At 56.2% G+C, this 22,544-nt stretch carries 1 protein-coding gene; it reads right to left on the reverse strand.

Going from position 1 to position 22,544, the window contains the following annotated elements; genetic code table 11:
- Window positions 1-126: 126 nt before the first annotated feature.
- Window positions 127-22,455, reverse strand: a complete 22,329-nt coding sequence (locus G0028_RS19655) for a VCBS domain-containing protein (protein ID WP_194088767.1) — start codon at window positions 22,453-22,455, stop codon at window positions 127-129.
- Between the last annotated feature and the right edge of the window lie 89 nt (window positions 22,456-22,544).

The following is a 22,544-nucleotide window of genomic DNA, read 5'->3' on the forward strand; positions in this document are numbered from 1 at the left end:
TATTCACTGAAATAATACTTTATGTAACAAATTTCTCTGTACACCACAAACAAATAACTCAAAGCACAGGGACGATCCACATCCCTGTACTTTGTATGTGACTCAAAAGCCTCACTAACAATAATATTAACCAATAATGATTTGACCGTTAGCCAATAACTGCTCCAAAGTTAAACCTGCTTGATTTTCAAGCACCAGTAATTCTGTCGAATTATAAGCAGTTGCCAAACTATCACGATCTACAGATACCACAACATTATAGCCATCCTCGGTTACAGAGATATAGTCGGCGATATTTGAGTTATCACCTAGCAATCCGATAAAGAAGTCTACGCTAAACTCTATTTTGTCAGCTTTGCTATCCACAGTAGTGTCACCAAAATGGAAATCTTTCCATGTATCGGTAGCATTGCCAGCAGTCGCATCGGCAGCATTTAAGACCGCATAAATCGCTGTGTCTGAACCAGAACCACCAATCAAGGTATCGTTGCCTGAACCACCATTGAGGATGTCACTTCCTGCACCGCCGTTTAAGCTGTCATTCTCGAGACCACTCATCAGCAGATCTTCACCGAACGAATCGGCAACGAAGCTTTCGGCAGATGCACCCCTGCCAGCGATGTTCTGAGGTGGGGTCAGGGTGATATTGTCGACCTGCAAGGTAAGATTGCCCCACCGTGAATTGTCCGCAACCGTGAACACCAGCCGGTAGGTGCCTGCCTCATCGATTGTCCGAGTAATGGACTGGTTGCTCAGATTGGTGTCGTTCGTGAAATTGTGCGTACCATCGCCCCCCGTCACATTGCTCCAAGTGCCATTGACGTTCTGCTTTTGCAACCGATAACTGACCGAATCACCGTTCCGTGCCTCGCTCGTCCACTGGTTGAACGTCAGAGTACTGCCAGCATGATTGACAGTAAAAGCAGCGCTGGTGGCTATGGCATTATTTCCACCATTGTTGCTTGAATCATCAATCACCAGTCGCCCATCACTATTAATCGCCACCGTTCCCTCTGTAACAGTCCACGCCGAGGTATTGCCCAGCACGCCACCGCTGAACGCACCCAACACGACAGGCTCGACCGCATGCACCTGCACCACTAGGCTGCCAGTGGTGCTGGCGGTGCTGGAGGGATTACCCACTTCGGTGGTGATGGCCTCCACCTGCAACGTTACCGCACCAGTGCTAGCATTGATCGGCGGGGTGTAAGTCAGCGTAGCCTTGTTCCAGCTCTGAACATCCACTTGCGTGTTGCCACTTGTGGCGGTGAAGCTGTTGCTGCCATCGCTGAGCTTCGCACCCACTGGGATGTTCTTGACCCACACCGCCAAAGTTTCGGAGCCATCGGTATCCACCAGACCTGCAGCAATGCTGGAAATCTTGATGGCAGTACCAGCCTCGCCTTCATTGGCACCATAGGCCTTGTAATAGCCGTAGCCACCGGTACCGTTGCTCAGACTGCCCAGTTCACCCCCTGCCGCCTCAATCGCTGCCACATTTGTAAACAGTTGCGCAGACGTCGTCGACAGCACGGCGGCTGGGTTCAACCCTTCTTTAAACAAGATGCTATAGCCACCATCCCCAGATTGGTTATGCACATAGATATCCAATGTGTAGTAACCACTGGCAGAGGGCGTAAACGTGCCTTGAAACTTACCGGATCCACTAGAGCCATCAGGACTGGTACTACTAATGCCCCAACGCCCCGAAGCCACAGTGATACCACCGACCACAATGGCAGCGCTGTCATCGGCAGTACCACCAAAGGTATATGACTTACCTGCTTCCAGATAGATCAGGCCGGACATCTTGACACCTGCGTTAGCAGTCAATCCGTTGGAGATGTTGACATTGGCATTGGTAACTGTGGTGCTGGTGCCACTGGAGGCAACAGTAAAACCGACCAGCAACTCTGTTACAGACACACCATTGCCGCCATTGCCGCCAATGTTCAAACCCGTGTAACTGGTCCGCACCAGTCCATTGTCCACTGGTGACTCGACCACCGGCGGCGGCGTCAGGGTCAACGTGGGCGCGTCGGCCACCGGCGTGACGTTGATCGTCGTGGTGTTATTAGCTGTCTGCCCAAAGTTATCCTTGGAAACCACCGCCAGGGTATCGATACCACTCCAGTGAGTATTACCTTGGTAGGTCAAGGTCTGCAAGGTCGCGTTGATCGCCGCCTCGCTGCCGACCAAGGTCAGGGTACCGCTACCGTTGCTACCAGCACTAATGGAAGCCCCAGTTTGCAACGTCACTTTCATGACACCATTGCCCACGCTGAGCTGCACGCTGGCGAGGTTGGTGTCAGCCACCTGAACCGTCGACAGGCTCAACGTCGTGTCTTCATTGACTGTCTGCGCCACAGGTACCGTGTTGACAGGCGCGCGGGTATCCACGGTCATGCCGACCACGTTGCCTGCCAAGCCGGCATTGCCCGCTGCATCGGCGTAACTGCCCGCCGCAAGCGTCACCGAGGCAGCACCTTCGTAACCCGCTGTCGGGGCGAACGTGGCCGTCCAGACCAGCGGGCTGACCTGCTGCAGGTTCGAGACCGTGCCACCGGTTGTGGTGATGTCGCCCACGACAAAGCCCTGCGGCGCTTCATTGAAGGTGAAGGTGACCATGACGGTCTCCGCGCCAGTCAGGTTCACATCGTCTACACTGACACTCACCGTCGGCGGGGTACCGTCCACGGTGAACACAAATGGCGCGGATGCTAGGCCTGTCGAGTTGGAATCCGAGTTGTAGGCACGCGCCACCACTTCGACCGAACCATCGCCGAGGGTGCCGGTGGTGGTGAGCAGGGCGAGCCGTTCCGAGGTGATGGTCCAGGTCCAAACTCCGCTCGCACTTTCAGGCACTTCGATACGGATCGGGCCGAGGCCACGCACGGTGACCCAGATTTCGTCCACCTCGTCGCCACCGGCTGCATCCAAGTCAATCGTACCGCGAATGCTACCCTGCCTATCGTTGGTCAGTCCATTGTATCCAACATCCCCAGTGTCACCGCTTCCGCCTACACCATTAGAACCAGTAACAGAATCTACATAGGCAACCACTATCGGTGTTGGCAGATTCTCTGGTGCCGGAGTTACGGTTCCACTGTCACTGGTACCAGTATTGCCCGCCTTGTCGGTGACATGAACCTTAAGAAGATCCGAGTTGTAGTCAATAGGCAAGGCCTGATTAAGCGCTACATTGATCTGTAAATATTGCCCGTAACCAGGAGCCAGACTACCAACTATACCCTCGCCATAGAACTCACCGTCATAGTACACCTCGACTTTGTCGCCAATATCGGCATGGGTTTGCTTGGCGTTAGTCAGGTCACCAGACACGAGTGCGGTGACATGACCAAATCCAGTGCTTTCCGGTGCAACATAATCAACATGGGTCGCCTGCGGAGCATAAGTATCAGCCACGAAGGTGTACTTTTCAGACACCTTGCTGACGTGTCCAGTAACGGTATCAACTAGCTTGACCTGCAGATAGATTTCGTCATCGCCACGCAGTTGATCGGCCCACCAGATGGTCTGCAGCACTTCACGCAGTTGATCGGGGCTGATTGTCCATTGGCCGTCGCTGACCGTGACCACCACGTCGGCACCGTTAGGGTAGCCCTGTGGGCCCGGCGCGCTGTCGTCGGTGCTTTGCTTGTTAGCGTACAGGCGCAGGGTGACCTGGCCATCGGGCGCGTCCACCGCGCCAGTAATGCGGCCCATGACGTCGTTGCTGTAGACCACCGAGTTGTCGACGATGGTGGTCGTCTGTGGTGTGCTGCCATCGACGGTGTAGTCCAGCGTGATCGAGGCGCCGTGGTCGTAGGGTTCGAAGGTGTAGTGACCATCGCCGTACACGGTGATCGCGCCCTTGTCAGGCAGTTCCAGCGTCTGGCCGATGGTGACGGGCTGGCCGTCGACGGTCACGCCCGTGACCAAGCTAGTGCCTGTCACGGTGCCGTTCAGTTGGCCCTCGACCTCGGAGCTATTGATCAGGTTTTCATCCTTCAAGGCCACGGTGGTGGCGGTGACGGTGGCCACGCCCGGCGGGAACATATCGTGGATCGCGACCTGCACCTGGTACTGCTTGCCGTCACTGCGGGTGACAGTGAGCTGGTCGTTCAGCGGTGCGTTGCTTGCGGCAAGTGCACCAGCCAAGCCTGTATTGAGCACGTAGCTCCATTCGCCAGTGGCGGTGTTGAAGATGAAGGTGCCGTAGGTACCAGCCAGCGTGGTTGGCGTATCGAAGCCGGTGAGCGCTTCGCCATAGCGGTCCAACACGCTGCCCGAGACCGTAGTGGTGCCGTCAAGCGCAGCCTGCGCACTGGCGCTTCCCTGCACATACTCGATGTTGTCGTAGTAACCAGTGATCACCGGTGCCGGCGGCGCGGCAACCGTGTAGGCCTGATCATCGCTAGCGCTATTGCCTGCGGCATCGCTGACGGTGGCTGTGGTCGTGCCGTCCTTCAACAGTGCGGCTTGTTCCTTGGTGACCTCCGCCGACCAATTGCCACTCGCATCGACTGTGCCGGTGACGCTAATCGGGTTGTTGTCGGCACCGAGAATGGGATTACCACTGGCATCTTTGAAAGTCACGATGACTACGGCATCCGTCGGCACGCCCGAAGCCGTACCAGCAACGATAAAGCCGTCGGTAGTCTTCTCATCCCATTCGACGATGTTATTATCATCCGCCACCGTGGTGATGGTGATGATTGGCTCTTCCGTATCCACCCTGACCAGATGGGTCGCCTGCGTTGCAGGGTTGCCAGCCTTATCGCTCACGTCAGCAGTCACAGACACAGAACCTGTTGTAGGCAGTTCGCCCACAGCTTCCGCCGGTACCGTCACGCTCCAGGCGTTGTCCGTCACCGTCGCGGTGTAGGTCTTGCCGCCCACGGTCACCGTCACCTTCTGGCCGTTTTCCACGCCTGTGGTCGTGCCGCTAATGGTCAAGTCTTGCTGGGATTCAGCCGCATTAATTACGTCGTCACCAGCCAGCGGGCCATGGATGGCGATCGTTGGTGCAATCGTATCAATATTGACTTTACCATTGCCATTGCCACCTGCGTTACCTGCCTGATCATAATAACTCCCAGCAGCAATCTCTAGCGACACCGTCGTTTCGGTGTTTGTCGCTGCGGTGACCATACCCGTCCAGGTCAGCCCGCCATCGCTCGTACTCAGCGTATCGAGCGTGAGATTGGCTGGATTACCTAGCAAAGCCAGAACCTCCGCCGCCGACAGTGCATTGCCTGCGGAATCATACGGCACTTCGGTAAAATTAATAGTCAACTCGCCGGAATTAGCCACACCAACACCATTTAGCACGCCTGGATCCACCGTGATCTTCACTGCGGGAGGCATTCTGTCCACGGTAATCGTGTGCAGATCCTGTGCGTAATTACCTGCGCTATCGGTCACGCTTGCAGTGATCTGCGGAGAACCCGTAAGTAAAGCTACATCTTCGACAGGCACTGTCACGTTCCAGTTCCCGCTCGCATCAACGATTTTGAAGGTGTAGGACTTACCACCGATCTGAACCTTGATAACCTGCCCTACCTCTGCATCGGTCGTACCACTAATCACCAGAGGCTTACCAGATTCAGTTTCGTTGATCACATCGTCAACAGCCAGCGAGCCGGTGATGGTTATTATAGCTTCCCTATCCACCGAATAGGTATGGTCGGTACTGCCCGTACCCACATTGCCAGCTGCATCCGCAGTACTTACGCTAGCGGTAATGGACGTAGTAGTAGCCAAAATACCCCCAGGCACATCAATACTGAAGCGCAAGATGCCGTTGTCATCATAGACCTTGCCGGTGAAGGTCTTGCCATTCACGGCCAGCGTGACGATGTCATCCACCTTCGCATCATCCCCCACCGTACCTGTCACCGGCACGTTGTCGCGCTCGGATTCGGACTTGTTGATTACGTTGTCGCCAGTGATGGGTTCCAAGGTAATGGTGGGTCTCGGCAATGCTGTCACCGACGGATCGACGTTGGCAGCCGTGCCGTTCACCTCGCCGTCATTCGGAGTGAGCGTGAATGCAGGCAGATCCTCACCCTTGTTGACTAGGGCCAAGCCAGCCTCAGTCAAGACCACGGTGTTGCCGTCCAGTGCATAGTTGGTGGTGTCGCTCAACGTCACCGTCACAGGGTCGTTTTCTTCGTCAGCTGTGGTGAACGTCGCTACCACCGAGCCGACCGCATTGCCAGCAGCGTCTTCGGTGAAGTTATTCGTCTGTGTAATCGTGATCGTTGGTGCATCATTCACCGCAGTCACCAACGGATCGACGTTGGCAGCCGTGCCGTCCACCTTGCCGTCATTCGGAGTGAGCGTGAATGCAGGCAGATCCTCACCCTTGTTGACTAGGGCCAAGCCGGCCGCAGTCAAGACCACGGTGTTGCCGTCCAGTGCGTAGTTGATGGTGTCACTCAACGTCACCGTTACCGTATTACCGTCTTCGTCGTTGGTGCTGAACGTCGCTACCACCGAGCCGACCGCATTGCCAGCAGCGTCTTCGGTGAAGTTATTCGTCTGTGTAATCGTGATCGTTGGTGCATCATTCACCGCAGTCACCAACGGATCGACGTTGGCAGCCGTGCCGTCCACCTTGCCGTCATTCGGAGTGAGCGTGAATGCAGGCAGATCCTCACCCTTGTTGACTAGGGCCAAGCCGGCCGCAGTCAAGACCACGGTGTTGCCGTCCAGTGCGTAGTTGATGGTGTCACTCAACGTCACCGTTACCGTATTACCGTCTTCGTCGTTGGTGCTGAACGTCGCTACCACCGAGCCGACCGCATTGCCAGCAGCGTCTTCGGTGAAGTTATTCGTCTGTGTAATCGTGATCGTTGGTGCATCATTCACCGCAGTCACCAACGGATCGACGTTGGCAGCCGTGCCGTCCACCTTGCCGTCATTCGGAGTGAGCGTGAATGCAGGCAGATCCTCACCCTTGTTGACTAGGGCCAAGCCGGCCGCAGTCAAGACCACGGTGTTGCCGTCCAGTGCGTAGTTGATGGTGTCACTCAACGTCACCGTTACCGTATTACCGTCTTCGTCGTTGGTGCTGAACGTCGCTACCACCGAGCCGACCGCATTGCCAGCAGCGTCTTCGGTGAAGTTATTCGTCTGTGTAATCGTGATCGTTGGTGCATCATTCACCGCAGTCACCAACGGATCGACGTTGGCAGCCGTGCCGTCCACCTTGCCGTCATTCGGAGTGAGCGTGAATGCAGGCAGATCCTCACCCTTGTTGACTAGGGCCAAGCCGGCCGCAGTCAAGACCACGGTGTTGCCGTCCAGTGCGTAGTTGATGGTGTCACTCAACGTCACCGTTACCGTATTACCGTCTTCGTCGTTGGTGCTGAACGTCGCTACCACCGAGCCGACCGCATTGCCAGCAGCGTCTTCGGTGAAGTTATTCGTCTGTGTAATCGTGATCGTTGGTGCATCATTCACCGCAGTCACCAACGGATCGACGTTGGCAGCCGTGCCGTCCACCTTGCCGTCATTCGGAGTGAGCGTGAATGCAGGCAGATCCTCACCCTTGTTGACTAGGGCCAAGCCGGCCGCAGTCAAGACCACGGTGTTGCCGTCCAGTGCGTAGTTGATGGTGTCACTCAACGTCACCGTTACCGTATTACCGTCTTCGTCGTTGGTGCTGAACGTCGCTACCACCGAGCCGACCGCATTGCCAGCAGCGTCTTCGGTGAAGTTATTCGTCTGTGTAATCGTGATCGTTGGTGCATCATTCACCGCAGTCACCAACGGATCGACGTTGGCAGCCGTGCCGTCCACCTTGCCGTCATTCGGAGTGAGCGTGAATGCAGGCAGATCCTCACCCTTGTTGACTAGGGCCAAGCCGGCCGCAGTCAAGACCACGGTGTTGCCGTCCAGTGCGTAGTTGATGGTGTCACTCAACGTCACCGTTACCGTATTACCGTCTTCGTCGTTGGTGCTGAACGTCGCTACCACCGAGCCGACCGCATTGCCAGCAGCGTCTTCGGTGAAGTTATTCGTCTGTGTAATCGTGATCGTTGGTGCATCATTCACCGCAGTCACCAACGGATCGACGTTGGCAGCCGTGCCGTCCACCTTGCCGTCATTCGGAGTGAGCGTGAATGCAGGCAGATCCTCACCCTTGTTGACTAGGGCCAAGCCGGCCGCAGTCAAGACCACGGTGTTGCCGTCCAGTGCGTAGTTGATGGTGTCACTCAACGTCACCGTTACCGTATTACCGTCTTCGTCGTTGGTGCTGAACGTCGCTACCACCGAGCCGACCGCATTGCCAGCAGCGTCTTCGGTGAAGTTATTCGTCTGTGTAATCGTGATCGTTGGTGCATCATTCACCGCAGTCACCAACGGATCGACGTTGGCAGCCGTGCCGTCCACCTTGCCGTCATTCGGAGTGAGCGTGAATGCAGGCAGATCCTCACCCTTGTTGACTAGGGCCAAGCCGGCCGCAGTCAAGACCACGGTGTTGCCGTCCAGTGCGTAGTTGATGGTGTCACTCAACGTCACCGTTACCGTATTACCGTCTTCGTCGTTGGTGCTGAACGTCGCTACCACCGAGCCGACCGCATTGCCAGCAGCGTCTTCGGTGAAGTTATTCGTCTGTGTAATCGTGATCGTTGGTGCATCATTCACCGCAGTCACCAACGGATCGACGTTGGCAGCCGTGCCGTCCACCTTGCCGTCATTCGGAGTGAGCGTGAATGCAGGCAGATCCTCACCCTTGTTGACTAGGGCCAAGCCGGCCGCAGTCAAGACCACGGTGTTGCCGTCCAGTGCGTAGTTGATGGTGTCACTCAACGTCACCGTTACCGTATTACCGTCTTCGTCGTTGGTGCTGAACGTCGCTACCACCGAGCCGACCGCATTGCCAGCAGCGTCTTCGGTGAAGTTATTCGTCTGTGTAATCGTGATCGTTGGTGCATCATTCACCGCAGTCACCAACGGATCGACGTTGGCAGCCGTGCCGTCCACCTTGCCGTCATTCGGAGTGAGCGTGAATGCAGGCAGATCCTCACCCTTGTTGACTAGGGCCAAGCCGGCCGCAGTCAAGACCACGGTGTTGCCGTCCAGTGCGTAGTTGATGGTGTCACTCAACGTCACCGTTACCGTATTACCGTCTTCGTCGTTGGTGCTGAACGTCGCTACCACCGAGCCGACCGCATTGCCAGCAGCGTCTTCGGTGAAGTTATTCGTCTGTGTAATCGTGATCGTTGGTGCATCATTCACCGCAGTCACCAACGGATCGACGTTGGCAGCCGTGCCGTCCACCTTGCCGTCATTCGGAGTGAGCGTGAATGCAGGCAGATCCTCACCCTTGTTGACTAGGGCCAAGCCGGCCGCAGTCAAGACCACGGTGTTGCCGTCCAGTGCGTAGTTGATGGTGTCACTCAACGTCACCGTTACCGTATTACCGTCTTCGTCGTTGGTGCTGAACGTCGCTACCACCGAGCCGACCGCATTGCCAGCAGCGTCTTCGGTGAAGTTATTCGTCTGTGTAATCGTGATCGTTGGTGCATCATTCACCGCAGTCACCAACGGATCGACGTTGGCAGCCGTGCCGTCCACCTTGCCGTCATTCGGAGTGAGCGTGAATGCAGGCAGATCCTCACCCTTGTTGACTAGGGCCAAGCCGGCCGCAGTCAAGACCACGGTGTTGCCGTCCAGTGCGTAGTTGATGGTGTCACTCAACGTCACCGTTACCGTATTACCGTCTTCGTCGTTGGTGCTGAACGTCGCTACCACCGAGCCGACCGCATTGCCAGCAGCGTCTTCGGTGAAGTTATTCGTCTGTGTAATCGTGATCGTTGGTGCATCATTCACCGCAGTCACCAACGGATCGACGTTGGCAGCCGTGCCGTCCACCTTGCCGTCATTCGGAGTGAGCGTGAATGCAGGCAGATCCTCACCCTTGTTGACTAGGGCCAAGCCGGCCGCAGTCAAGACCACGGTGTTGCCGTCCAGTGCGTAGTTGATGGTGTCACTCAACGTCACCGTTACCGTATTACCGTCTTCGTCGTTGGTGCTGAACGTCGCTACCACCGAGCCGACCGCATTGCCAGCAGCGTCTTCGGTGAAGTTATTCGTCTGTGTAATCGTGATCGTTGGTGCATCATTCACCGCAGTCACCAACGGATCGACGTTGGCAGCCGTGCCGTCCACCTTGCCGTCATTCGGAGTGAGCGTGAATGCAGGCAGATCCTCACCCTTGTTGACTAGGGCCAAGCCGGCCGCAGTCAAGACCACGGTGTTGCCGTCCAGTGCGTAGTTGATGGTGTCACTCAACGTCACCGTTACCGTATTACCGTCTTCGTCGTTGGTGCTGAACGTCGCTACCACCGAGCCGACCGCATTGCCAGCAGCGTCTTCGGTGAAGTTATTCGTCTGTGTAATCGTGATCGTTGGTGCATCATTCACCGCAGTCACCAACGGATCGACGTTGGCAGCCGTGCCGTCCACCTTGCCGTCATTCGGAGTGAGCGTGAATGCAGGCAGATCCTCACCCTTGTTGACTAGGGCCAAGCCGGCCGCAGTCAAGACCACGGTGTTGCCGTCCAGTGCGTAGTTGATGGTGTCACTCAACGTCACCGTTACCGTATTACCGTCTTCGTCGTTGGTGCTGAACGTCGCTACCACCGAGCCGACCGCATTGCCAGCAGCGTCTTCGGTGAAGTTATTCGTCTGTGTAATCGTGATCGTTGGTGCATCATTCACCGCAGTCACCAACGGATCGACGTTGGCAGCCGTGCCGTCCACCTTGCCGTCATTCGGAGTGAGCGTGAATGCAGGCAGATCCTCACCCTTGTTGACTAGGGCCAAGCCGGCCGCAGTCAAGACCACGGTGTTGCCGTCCAGTGCGTAGTTGATGGTGTCACTCAACGTCACCGTTACCGTATTACCGTCTTCGTCGTTGGTGCTGAACGTCGCTACCACCGAGCCGACCGCATTGCCAGCAGCGTCTTCGGTGAAGTTATTCGTCTGTGTAATCGTGATCGTTGGTGCATCATTCACCGCAGTCACCAACGGATCGACGTTGGCAGCCGTGCCGTCCACCTTGCCGTCATTCGGAGTGAGCGTGAATGCAGGCAGATCCTCACCCTTGTTGACTAGGGCCAAGCCGGCCGCAGTCAAGACCACGGTGTTGCCGTCCAGTGCGTAGTTGATGGTGTCACTCAACGTCACCGTTACCGTATTACCGTCTTCGTCGTTGGTGCTGAACGTCGCTACCACCGAGCCGACCGCATTGCCAGCAGCGTCTTCGGTGAAGTTATTCGTCTGTGTAATCGTGATCGTTGGTGCATCATTCACCGCAGTCACCAACGGATCGACGTTGGCAGCCGTGCCGTCCACCTTGCCGTCATTCGGAGTGAGCGTGAATGCAGGCAGATCCTCACCCTTGTTGACTAGGGCCAAGCCGGCCGCAGTCAAGACCACGGTGTTGCCGTCCAGTGCGTAGTTGATGGTGTCACTCAACGTCACCGTTACCGTATTACCGTCTTCGTCGTTGGTGCTGAACGTCGCTACCACCGAGCCGACCGCATTGCCAGCAGCGTCTTCGGTGAAGTTATTCGTCTGTGTAATCGTGATCGTTGGTGCATCATTCACCGCAGTCACCAACGGATCGACGTTGGCAGCCGTGCCGTCCACCTTGCCGTCATTCGGAGTGAGCGTGAATGCAGGCAGATCCTCACCCTTGTTGACTAGGGCCAAGCCGGCCGCAGTCAAGACCACGGTGTTGCCGTCCAGTGCGTAGTTGATGGTGTCACTCAACGTCACCGTTACCGTATTACCGTCTTCGTCGTTGGTGCTGAACGTCGCTACCACCGAGCCGACCGCATTGCCAGCAGCGTCTTCGGTGAAGTTATTCGTCTGTGTAATCGTGATCGTTGGTGCATCATTCACCGCAGTCACCAACGGATCGACGTTGGCAGCCGTGCCGTCCACCTTGCCGTCATTCGGAGTGAGCGTGAATGCAGGCAGATCCTCACCCTTGTTGACTAGGGCCAAGCCGGCCGCAGTCAAGACCACGGTGTTGCCGTCCAGTGCGTAGTTGATGGTGTCACTCAACGTCACCGTTACCGTATTACCGTCTTCGTCGTTGGTGCTGAACGTCGCTACCACCGAGCCGACCGCATTGCCAGCAGCGTCTTCGGTGAAGTTATTCGTCTGTGTAATCGTGATCGTTGGTGCATCATTCACCGCAGTCACCAACGGATCGACGTTGGCAGCCGTGCCGTCCACCTTGCCGTCATTCGGAGTGAGCGTGAATGCAGGCAGATCCTCACCCTTGTTGACTAGGGCCAAGCCGGCCGCAGTCAAGACCACGGTGTTGCCGTCCAGTGCGTAGTTGATGGTGTCACTCAACGTCACCGTTACCGTATTACCGTCTTCGTCGTTGGTGCTGAACGTCGCTACCACCGAGCCGACCGCATTGCCAGCAGCGTCTTCGGTGAAGTTATTCGTCTGTGTAATCGTGATCGTTGGTGCATCATTCACCGCAGTCACCAACGGATCGACGTTGGCAGCCGTGCCGTCCACCTTGCCGTCATTCGGAGTGAGCGTGAATGCAGGCAGATCCTCACCCTTGTTGACTAGGGCCAAGCCGGCCGCAGTCAAGACCACGGTGTTGCCGTCCAGTGCGTAGTTGATGGTGTCACTCAACGTCACCGTTACCGTATTACCGTCTTCGTCGTTGGTGCTGAACGTCGCTACCACCGAGCCGACCGCATTGCCAGCAGCGTCTTCGGTGAAGTTATTCGTCTGTGTAATCGTGATCGTTGGTGCATCATTCACCGCAGTCACCAACGGATCGACGTTGGCAGCCGTGCCGTCCACCTTGCCGTCATTCGGAGTGAGCGTGAATGCAGGCAGATCCTCACCCTTGTTGACTAGGGCCAAGCCGGCCGCAGTCAAGACCACGGTGTTGCCGTCCAGTGCGTAGTTGATGGTGTCACTCAACGTCACCGTTACCGTATTACCGTCTTCGTCGTTGGTGCTGAACGTCGCTACCACCGAGCCGACCGCATTGCCAGCAGCGTCTTCGGTGAAGTTATTCGTCTGTGTAATCGTGATCGTTGGTGCATCATTCACCGCAGTCACCAACGGATCGACGTTGGCAGCCGTGCCGTCCACCTTGCCGTCATTCGGAGTGAGCGTGAATGCAGGCAGATCCTCACCCTTGTTGACTAGGGCCAAGCCGGCCGCAGTCAAGACCACGGTGTTGCCGTCCAGTGCGTAGTTGATGGTGTCACTCAACGTCACCGTTACCGTATTACCGTCTTCGTCGTTGGTGCTGAACGTCGCTACCACCGAGCCGACCGCATTGCCAGCAGCGTCTTCGGTGAAGTTATTCGTCTGTGTAATCGTGATCGTTGGTGCATCATTCACCGCAGTCACCAACGGATCGACGTTGGCAGCCGTGCCGTCCACCTTGCCGTCATTCGGAGTGAGCGTGAATGCAGGCAGATCCTCACCCTTGTTGACTAGGGCCAAGCCGGCCGCAGTCAAGACCACGGTGTTGCCGTCCAGTGCGTAGTTGATGGTGTCACTCAACGTCACCGTTACCGTATTACCGTCTTCGTCGTTGGTGCTGAACGTCGCTACCACCGAGCCGACCGCATTGCCAGCAGCGTCTTCGGTGAAGTTATTCGTCTGTGTAATCGTGATCGTTGGTGCATCATTCACCGCAGTCACCAACGGATCGACGTTGGCAGCCGTGCCGTCCACCTTGCCGTCATTCGGAGTGAGCGTGAATGCAGGCAGATCCTCACCCTTGTTGACTAGGGCCAAGCCGGCCGCAGTCAAGACCACGGTGTTGCCGTCCAGTGCGTAGTTGATGGTGTCACTCAACGTCACCGTTACCGTATTACCGTCTTCGTCGTTGGTGCTGAACGTCGCTACCACCGAGCCGACCGCATTGCCAGCAGCGTCTTCGGTGAAGTTATTCGTCTGTGTAATCGTGATCGTTGGTGCATCATTCACCGCAGTCACCAACGGATCGACGTTGGCAGCCGTGCCGTCCACCTTGCCGTCATTCGGAGTGAGCGTGAATGCAGGCAGATCCTCACCCTTGTTGACTAGGGCCAAGCCGGCCGCAGTCAAGACCACGGTGTTGCCGTCCAGTGCGTAGTTGATGGTGTCACTCAACGTCACCGTTACCGTATTACCGTCTTCGTCGTTGGTGCTGAACGTCGCTACCACCGAGCCGACCGCATTGCCAGCAGCGTCTTCGGTGAAGTTATTCGTCTGTGTAATCGTGATCGTTGGTGCATCATTCACCGCAGTCACCAACGGATCGACGTTGGCAGCCGTGCCGTCCACCTTGCCGTCATTCGGAGTGAGCGTGAATGCAGGCAGATCCTCACCCTTGTTGACTAGGGCCAAGCCGGCCGCAGTCAAGACCACGGTGTTGCCGTCCAGTGCGTAGTTGATGGTGTCACTCAACGTCACCGTTACCGTATTACCGTCTTCGTCGTTGGTGCTGAACGTCGCTACCACCGAGCCGACCGCATTGCCAGCAGCGTCTTCGGTGAAGTTATTCGTCTGTGTAATCGTGATCGTTGGTGCATCATTCACCGCAGTCACCAACGGATCGACGTTGGCAGCCGTGCCGTCCACCTTGCCGTCATTCGGAGTGAGCGTGAATGCAGGCAGATCCTCACCCTTGTTGACTAGGGCCAAGCCGGCCGCAGTCAAGACCACGGTGTTGCCGTCCAGTGCGTAGTTGATGGTGTCACTCAACGTCACCGTTACCGTATTACCGTCTTCGTCGTTGGTGCTGAACGTCGCTACCACCGAGCCGACCGCATTGCCAGCAGCGTCTTCGGTGAAGTTATTCGTCTGTGTAATCGTGATCGTTGGTGCATCATTCACCGCAGTCACCAACGGATCGACGTTGGCAGCCGTGCCGTCCACCTTGCCGTCATTCGGAGTGAGCGTGAATGCAGGCAGATCCTCACCCTTGTTGACTAGGGCCAAGCCGGCCGCAGTCAAGACCACGGTGTTGCCGTCCAGTGCGTAGTTGATGGTGTCACTCAACGTCACCGTTACCGTATTACCGTCTTCGTCGTTGGTGCTGAACGTCGCTACCACCGAGCCGACCGCATTGCCAGCAGCGTCTTCGGTGAAGTTATTCGTCTGTGTAATCGTGATCGTTGGTGCATCATTCACCGCAGTCACCAACGGATCGACGTTGGCAGCCGTGCCGTCCACCTTGCCGTCATTCGGAGTGAGCGTGAATGCAGGCAGATCCTCACCCTTGTTGACTAGGGCCAAGCCGGCCGCAGTCAAGACCACGGTGTTGCCGTCCAGTGCGTAGTTGATGGTGTCACTCAACGTCACCGTTACCGTATTACCGTCTTCGTCGTTGGTGCTGAACGTCGCTACCACCGAGCCGACCGCATTGCCAGCAGCGTCTTCGGTGAAGTTATTCGTCTGTGTAATCGTGATCGTTGGTGCATCATTCACCGCAGTCACCAACGGATCGACGTTGGCAGCCGTGCCGTCCACCTTGCCGTCATTCGGAGTGAGCGTGAATGCAGGCAGATCCTCACCCTTGTTGACTAGGGCCAAGCCGGCCGCAGTCAAGACCACGGTGTTGCCGTCCAGTGCGTAGTTGATGGTGTCACTCAACGTCACCGTTACCGTATTACCGTCTTCGTCGTTGGTGCTGAACGTCGCTACCACCGAGCCGACCGCATTGCCAGCAGCGTCTTCGGTGAAGTTATTCGTCTGTGTAATCGTGATCGTTGGTGCATCATTCACCGCAGTCACCAACGGATCGACGTTGGCAGCCGTGCCGTCCACCTTGCCGTCATTCGGAGTGAGCGTGAATGCAGGCAGATCCTCACCCTTGTTGACTAGGGCCAAGCCGGCCGCAGTCAAGACCACGGTGTTGCCGTCCAGTGCGTAGTTGATGGTGTCACTCAACGTCACCGTTACCGTATTACCGTCTTCGTCGTTGGTGCTGAACGTCGCTACCACCGAGCCGACCGCATTGCCAGCAGCGTCTTCGGTGAAGTTATTCGTCTGTGTAATCGTGATCGTTGGTGCATCATTCACCGCAGTCACCAACGGATCGACGTTGGCAGCCGTGCCGTCCACCTTGCCGTCATTCGGAGTGAGCGTGAATGCAGGCAGATCCTCACCCTTGTTGACTAGGGCCAAGCCGGCCGCAGTCAAGACCACGGTGTTGCCGTCCAGTGCGTAGTTGATGGTGTCACTCAACGTCACCGTTACCGTATTACCGTCTTCGTCGTTGGTGCTGAACGTCGCTACCACCGAGCCGACCGCATTGCCAGCAGCGTCTTCGGTGAAGTTATTCGTCTGTGTAATCGTGATCGTTGGTGCATCATTCACCGCAGTCACCAACGGATCGACGTTGGCAGCCGTGCCGTCCACCTTGCCGTCATTCGGAGTGAGCGTGAATGCAGGCAGATCCTCACCCTTGTTGACTAGGGCCAAGCCGGCCGCAGTCAAGACCACGGTGTTGCCGTCCAGTGCGTAGTTGATGGTGTCACTCAACGTCACCGTTACCGTATTACCGTCTTCGTCGTTGGTGCTGAACGTCGCTACCACCGAGCCGACCGCATTGCCAGCAGCGTCTTCGGTGAAGTTATTCGTCTGTGTAATCGTGATCGTTGGTGCATCATTCACCGCAGTCACCAACGGATCGACGTTGGCAGCCGTGCCGTCCACCTTGCCGTCATTCGGAGTGAGCGTGAATGCAGGCAGATCCTCACCCTTGTTGACTAGGGCCAAGCCGGCCGCAGTCAAGACCACGGTGTTGCCGTCCAGTGCGTAGTTGATGGTGTCACTCAACGTCACCGTTACCGTATTACCGTCTTCGTCGTTGGTGCTGAACGTCGCTACCACCGAGCCGACCGCATTGCCAGCAGCGTCTTCGGTGAAGTTATTCGTCTGTGTAATCGTGATCGTTGGTGCATCATTCACCGCAGTCACCAACGGATCGACGTTGGCAGCCGTGCCGTCCACCTTGCCGTCATTCGGAGTGAGCGTGAATGCAGGCAGATCCTCACCCTTGTTGACTAGGGCCAAGCCGGCCGCAGTCAAGACCACGGTGTTGCCGTCCAGTGCGTAGTTGATGGTGTCACTCAACGTCACCGTTACCGTATTACCGTCTTCGTCGTTGGTGCTGAACGTCGCTACCACCGAGCCGACCGCATTGCCAGCAGCGTCTTCGGTGAAGTTATTCGTCTGTGTAATCGTGATCGTTGGTGCATCATTCACCGCAGTCACCAACGGATCGACGTTGGCAGCCGTGCCGTCCACCTTGCCGTCATTCGGAGTGAGCGTGAATGCAGGCAGATCCTCACCCTTGTTGACTAGGGCCAAGCCGGCCGCAGTCAAGACCACGGTGTTGCCGTCCAGTGCGTAGTTGATGGTGTCACTCAACGTCACCGTTACCGTATTACCGTCTTCGTCGTTGGTGCTGAACGTCGCTACCACCGAGCCGACCGCATTGCCAGCAGCGTCTTCGGTGAAGTTATTCGTCTGTGTAATCGTGATCGTTGGTGCATCATTCACCGCAGTCACCAACGGATCGACGTTGGCAGCCGTGCCGTCCACCTTGCCGTCATTCGGAGTGAGCGTGAATGCAGGCAGATCCTCACCCTTGTTGACTAGGGCCAAGCCGGCCGCAGTCAAGACCACGGTGTTGCCGTCCAGTGCGTAGTTGATGGTGTCACTCAACGTCACCGTTACCGTATTACCGTCTTCGTCGTTGGTGCTGAACGTCGCTACCACCGAGCCGACCGCATTGCCAGCAGCGTCTTCGGTGAAGTTATTCGTCTGTGTAATCGTGATCGTTGGTGCATCATTCACCGCAGTCACCAACGGATCGACGTTGGCAGCCGTGCCGTCCACCTTGCCGTCATTCGGAGTGAGCGTGAATGCAGGCAGATCCTCACCCTTGTTGACTAGGGCCAAGCCGGCCGCAGTCAAGACCACGGTGTTGCCGTCCAGTGCGTAGTTGATGGTGTCACTCAACGTCACCGTTACCGTATTACCGTCTTCGTCGTTGGTGCTGAACGTCGCTACCACCGAGCCGACCGCATTGCCAGCAGCGTCTTCGGTGAAGTTATTCGTCTGTGTAATCGTGATCGTTGGTGCATCATTCACCGCAGTCACCAACGGATCGACGTTGGCAGCCGTGCCGTCCACCTTGCCGTCATTCGGAGTGAGCGTGAATGCAGGCAGATCCTCACCCTTGTTGACTAGGGCCAAGCCGGCCGCAGTCAAGACCACGGTGTTGCCGTCCAGTGCGTAGTTGATGGTGTCACTCAACGTCACCGTTACCGTATTACCGTCTTCGTCGTTGGTGCTGAACGTCGCTACCACCGAGCCGACCGCATTGCCAGCAGCGTCTTCGGTGAAGTTATTCGTCTGTGTAATCGTGATCGTTGGTGCATCATTCACCGCAGTCACCAACGGATCGACGTTGGCAGCCGTGCCGTCCACCTTGCCGTCATTCGGAGTGAGCGTGAATGCAGGCAGATCCTCACCCTTGTTGACTAGGGCCAAGCCGGCCGCAGTCAAGACCACGGTGTTGCCGTCCAGTGCGTAGTTGATGGTGTCACTCAACGTCACCGTTACCGTATTACCGTCTTCGTCGTTGGTGCTGAACGTCGCTACCACCGAGCCGACCGCATTGCCAGCAGCGTCTTCGGTGAAGTTATTCGTCTGTGTAATCGTGATCGTTGGTGCATCATTCACCGCAGTCACCAACGGATCGACGTTGGCAGCCGTGCCGTCCACCTTGCCGTCATTCGGAGTGAGCGTGAATGCAGGCAGATCCTCACCCTTGTTGACTAGGGCCAAGCCGGCCGCAGTCAAGACCACGGTGTTGCCGTCCAGTGCGTAGTTGATGGTGTCACTCAACGTCACCGTTACCGTATTACCGTCTTCGTCGTTGGTGCTGAACGTCGCTACCACCGAGCCGACCGCATTGCCAGCAGCGTCTTCGGTGAAGTTATTCGTCTGTGTAATCGTGATCGTTGGTGCATCATTCACCGCAGTCACCAACGGATCGACGTTGGCAGCCGTGCCGTCCACCTTGCCGTCATTCGGAGTGAGCGTGAATGCAGGCAGATCCTCACCCTTGTTGACTAGGGCCAAGCCGGCCGCAGTCAAGACCACGGTGTTGCCGTCCAGTGCGTAGTTGATGGTGTCACTCAACGTCACCGTTACCGTATTACCGTCTTCGTCGTTGGTGCTGAACGTCGCTACCACCGAGCCGACCGCATTGCCAGCAGCGTCTTCGGTGAAGTTATTCGTCTGTGTAATCGTGATCGTTGGTGCATCATTCACCGCAGTCACCAACGGATCGACGTTGGCAGCCGTGCCGTCCACCTTGCCGTCATTCGGAGTGAGCGTGAATGCAGGCAGATCCTCACCCTTGTTGACTAGGGCCAAGCCGGCCGCAGTCAAGACCACGGTGTTGCCGTCCAGTGCGTAGTTGATGGTGTCACTCAACGTCACCGTTACCGTATTACCGTCTTCGTCGTTGGTGCTGAACGTCGCTACCACCGAGCCGACCGCATTGCCAGCAGCGTCTTCGGTGAAGTTATTCGTCTGTGTAATCGTGATCGTTGGTGCATCATTCACCGCAGTCACCAACGGATCGACGTTGGCAGCCGTGCCGTCCACCTTGCCGTCATTCGGAGTGAGCGTGAATGCAGGCAGATCCTCACCCTTGTTGACTAGGGCCAAGCCGGCCGCAGTCAAGACCACGGTGTTGCCGTCCAGTGCGTAGTTGATGGTGTCACTCAACGTCACCGTTACCGTATTACCGTCTTCGTCGTTGGTGCTGAACGTCGCTACCACCGAGCCGACCGCATTGCCAGCAGCGTCTTCGGTGAAGTTATTCGTCTGTGTAATCGTGATCGTTGGTGCATCATTCACCGCAGTCACCAACGGATCGACGTTGGCAGCCGTGCCGTCCACCTTGCCGTCATTCGGAGTGAGCGTGAATGCAGGCAGATCCTCACCCTTGTTGACTAGGGCCAAGCCGGCCGCAGTCAAGACCACGGTGTTGCCGTCCAGTGCGTAGTTGATGGTGTCACTCAACGTCACCGTTACCGTATTACCGTCTTCGTCGTTGGTGCTGAACGTCGCTACCACCGAGCCGACCGCATTGCCAGCAGCGTCTTCGGTGAAGTTATTCGTCTGTGTAATCGTGATCGTTGGTGCATCATTCACCGCAGTCACCAACGGATCGACGTTGGCAGCCGTGCCGTCCACCTTGCCGTCATTCGGAGTGAGCGTGAATGCAGGCAGATCCTCACCCTTGTTGACTAGGGCCAAGCCGGCCGCAGTCAAGACCACGGTGTTGCCGTCCAGTGCGTAGTTGATGGTGTCACTCAACGTCACCGTTACCGTATTACCGTCTTCGTCGTTGGTGCTGAACGTCGCTACCACCGAGCCGACCGCATTGCCAGCAGCGTCTTCGGTGAAGTTATTCGTCTGTGTAATCGTGATCGTTGGTGCATCATTCACCGCAGTCACCAACGGATCGACGTTGGCAGCCGTGCCGTCCACCTTGCCGTCATTCGGAGTGAGCGTGAATGCAGGCAGATCCTCACCCTTGTTGACTAGGGCCAAGCCGGCCGCAGTCAAGACCACGGTGTTGCCGTCCAGTGCGTAGTTGATGGTGTCACTCAACGTCACCGTTACCGTATTACCGTCTTCGTCGTTGGTGCTGAACGTCGCTACCACCGAGCCGACCGCATTGCCAGCAGCGTCTTCGGTGAAGTTATTCGTCTGTGTAATCGTGATCGTTGGTGCATCATTCACCGCAGTCACCAACGGATCGACGTTGGCAGCCGTGCCGTCCACCTTGCCGTCATTCGGAGTGAGCGTGAATGCAGGCAGATCCTCACCCTTGTTGACTAGGGCCAAGCCGGCCGCAGTCAAGACCACGGTGTTGCCGTCCAGTGCGTAGTTGATGGTGTCACTCAACGTCACCGTTACCGTATTACCGTCTTCGTCGTTGGTGCTGAACGTCGCTACCACCGAGCCGACCGCATTGCCAGCAGCGTCTTCGGTGAAGTTATTCGTCTGTGTAATCGTGATCGTTGGTGCATCATTCACCGCAGTCACCAACGGATCGACGTTGGCAGCCGTGCCGTCCACCTTGCCGTCATTCGGAGTGAGCGTGAATGCAGGCAGATCCTCACCCTTGTTGACTAGGGCCAAGCCGGCCGCAGTCAAGACCACGGTGTTGCCGTCCAGTGCGTAGTTGATGGTGTCACTCAACGTCACCGTTACCGTATTACCGTCTTCGTCGTTGGTGCTGAACGTCGCTACCACCGAGCCGACCGCATTGCCAGCAGCGTCTTCGGTGAAGTTATTCGTCTGTGTAATCGTGATCGTTGGTGCATCATTCACCGCAGTCACCAACGGATCGACGTTGGCAGCCGTGCCGTCCACCTTGCCGTCATTCGGAGTGAGCGTGAATGCAGGCAGATCCTCACCCTTGTTGACTAGGGCCAAGCCGGCCGCAGTCAAGACCACGGTGTTGCCGTCCAGTGCGTAGTTGATGGTGTCACTCAACGTCACCGTTACCGTATTACCGTCTTCGTCGTTGGTGCTGAACGTCGCTACCACCGAGCCGACCGCATTGCCAGCAGCGTCTTCGGTGAAGTTATTCGTCTGTGTAATCGTGATCGTTGGTGCATCATTCACCGCAGTCACCAACGGATCGACGTTGGCAGCCGTGCCGTCCACCTTGCCGTCATTCGGAGTGAGCGTGAATGCAGGCAGATCCTCACCCTTGTTGACTAGGGCCAAGCCGGCCGCAGTCAAGACCACGGTGTTGCCGTCCAGTGCGTAGTTGATGGTGTCACTCAACGTCACCGTCACAGGGTCGTTTTCTTCGTCAGCTGTGGTGAACGTCGCTACCACCGAGCCGACCGCATTGCCAGCGGCGTCTTCGGTGAAGTTATTCGTCTGTGTAATCGTGATCGTTGGTGCATCATTAATAGTATCTTTCTGAATATTTTTATCATCATTATGGTCAATAATCGCAGCAGCACCACCAACAACACCCGCACCCACCAACCAAGGTAACAATCCAACAAGCTTACTGCCTTCAACTGCTGGCAATAATGCTTCTAATCCTGAAATTTCTTTAAAACCAGAAAGACCATCAAACCAATAAAGAACACAACCATCTTCTTCAAAAACTAAATCTGATGTAACCCCTTCCGCATCTACAACAAAGAAGTTCTCAATAACAATAACTTCTCCATTTTTGAGCTTTAAAATTAAATTATTTCCATCACGAATGAATTCCGCAACATCATCACGATTCATTTTTGTATGAACAATACTTGATTCAGACAAAACAATACATTCAGCATTGACGCTGACTTTATTTAGAGAGTCTTTTTCAATTACTATAAAATTACTCATCACACACCCAATAGATAAATTAAATAATTCTTAGATTTAAATGTTAATTACTTAGATAAGCCTGTAATTTCAACCGTTACTCGGCGATC

Origin of the sequence: Acinetobacter piscicola, from assembly GCF_015218165.1 — a bacterium.
Taxonomy (GTDB): Bacteria; Pseudomonadota; Gammaproteobacteria; order Pseudomonadales; family Moraxellaceae; genus Acinetobacter; species Acinetobacter piscicola_A.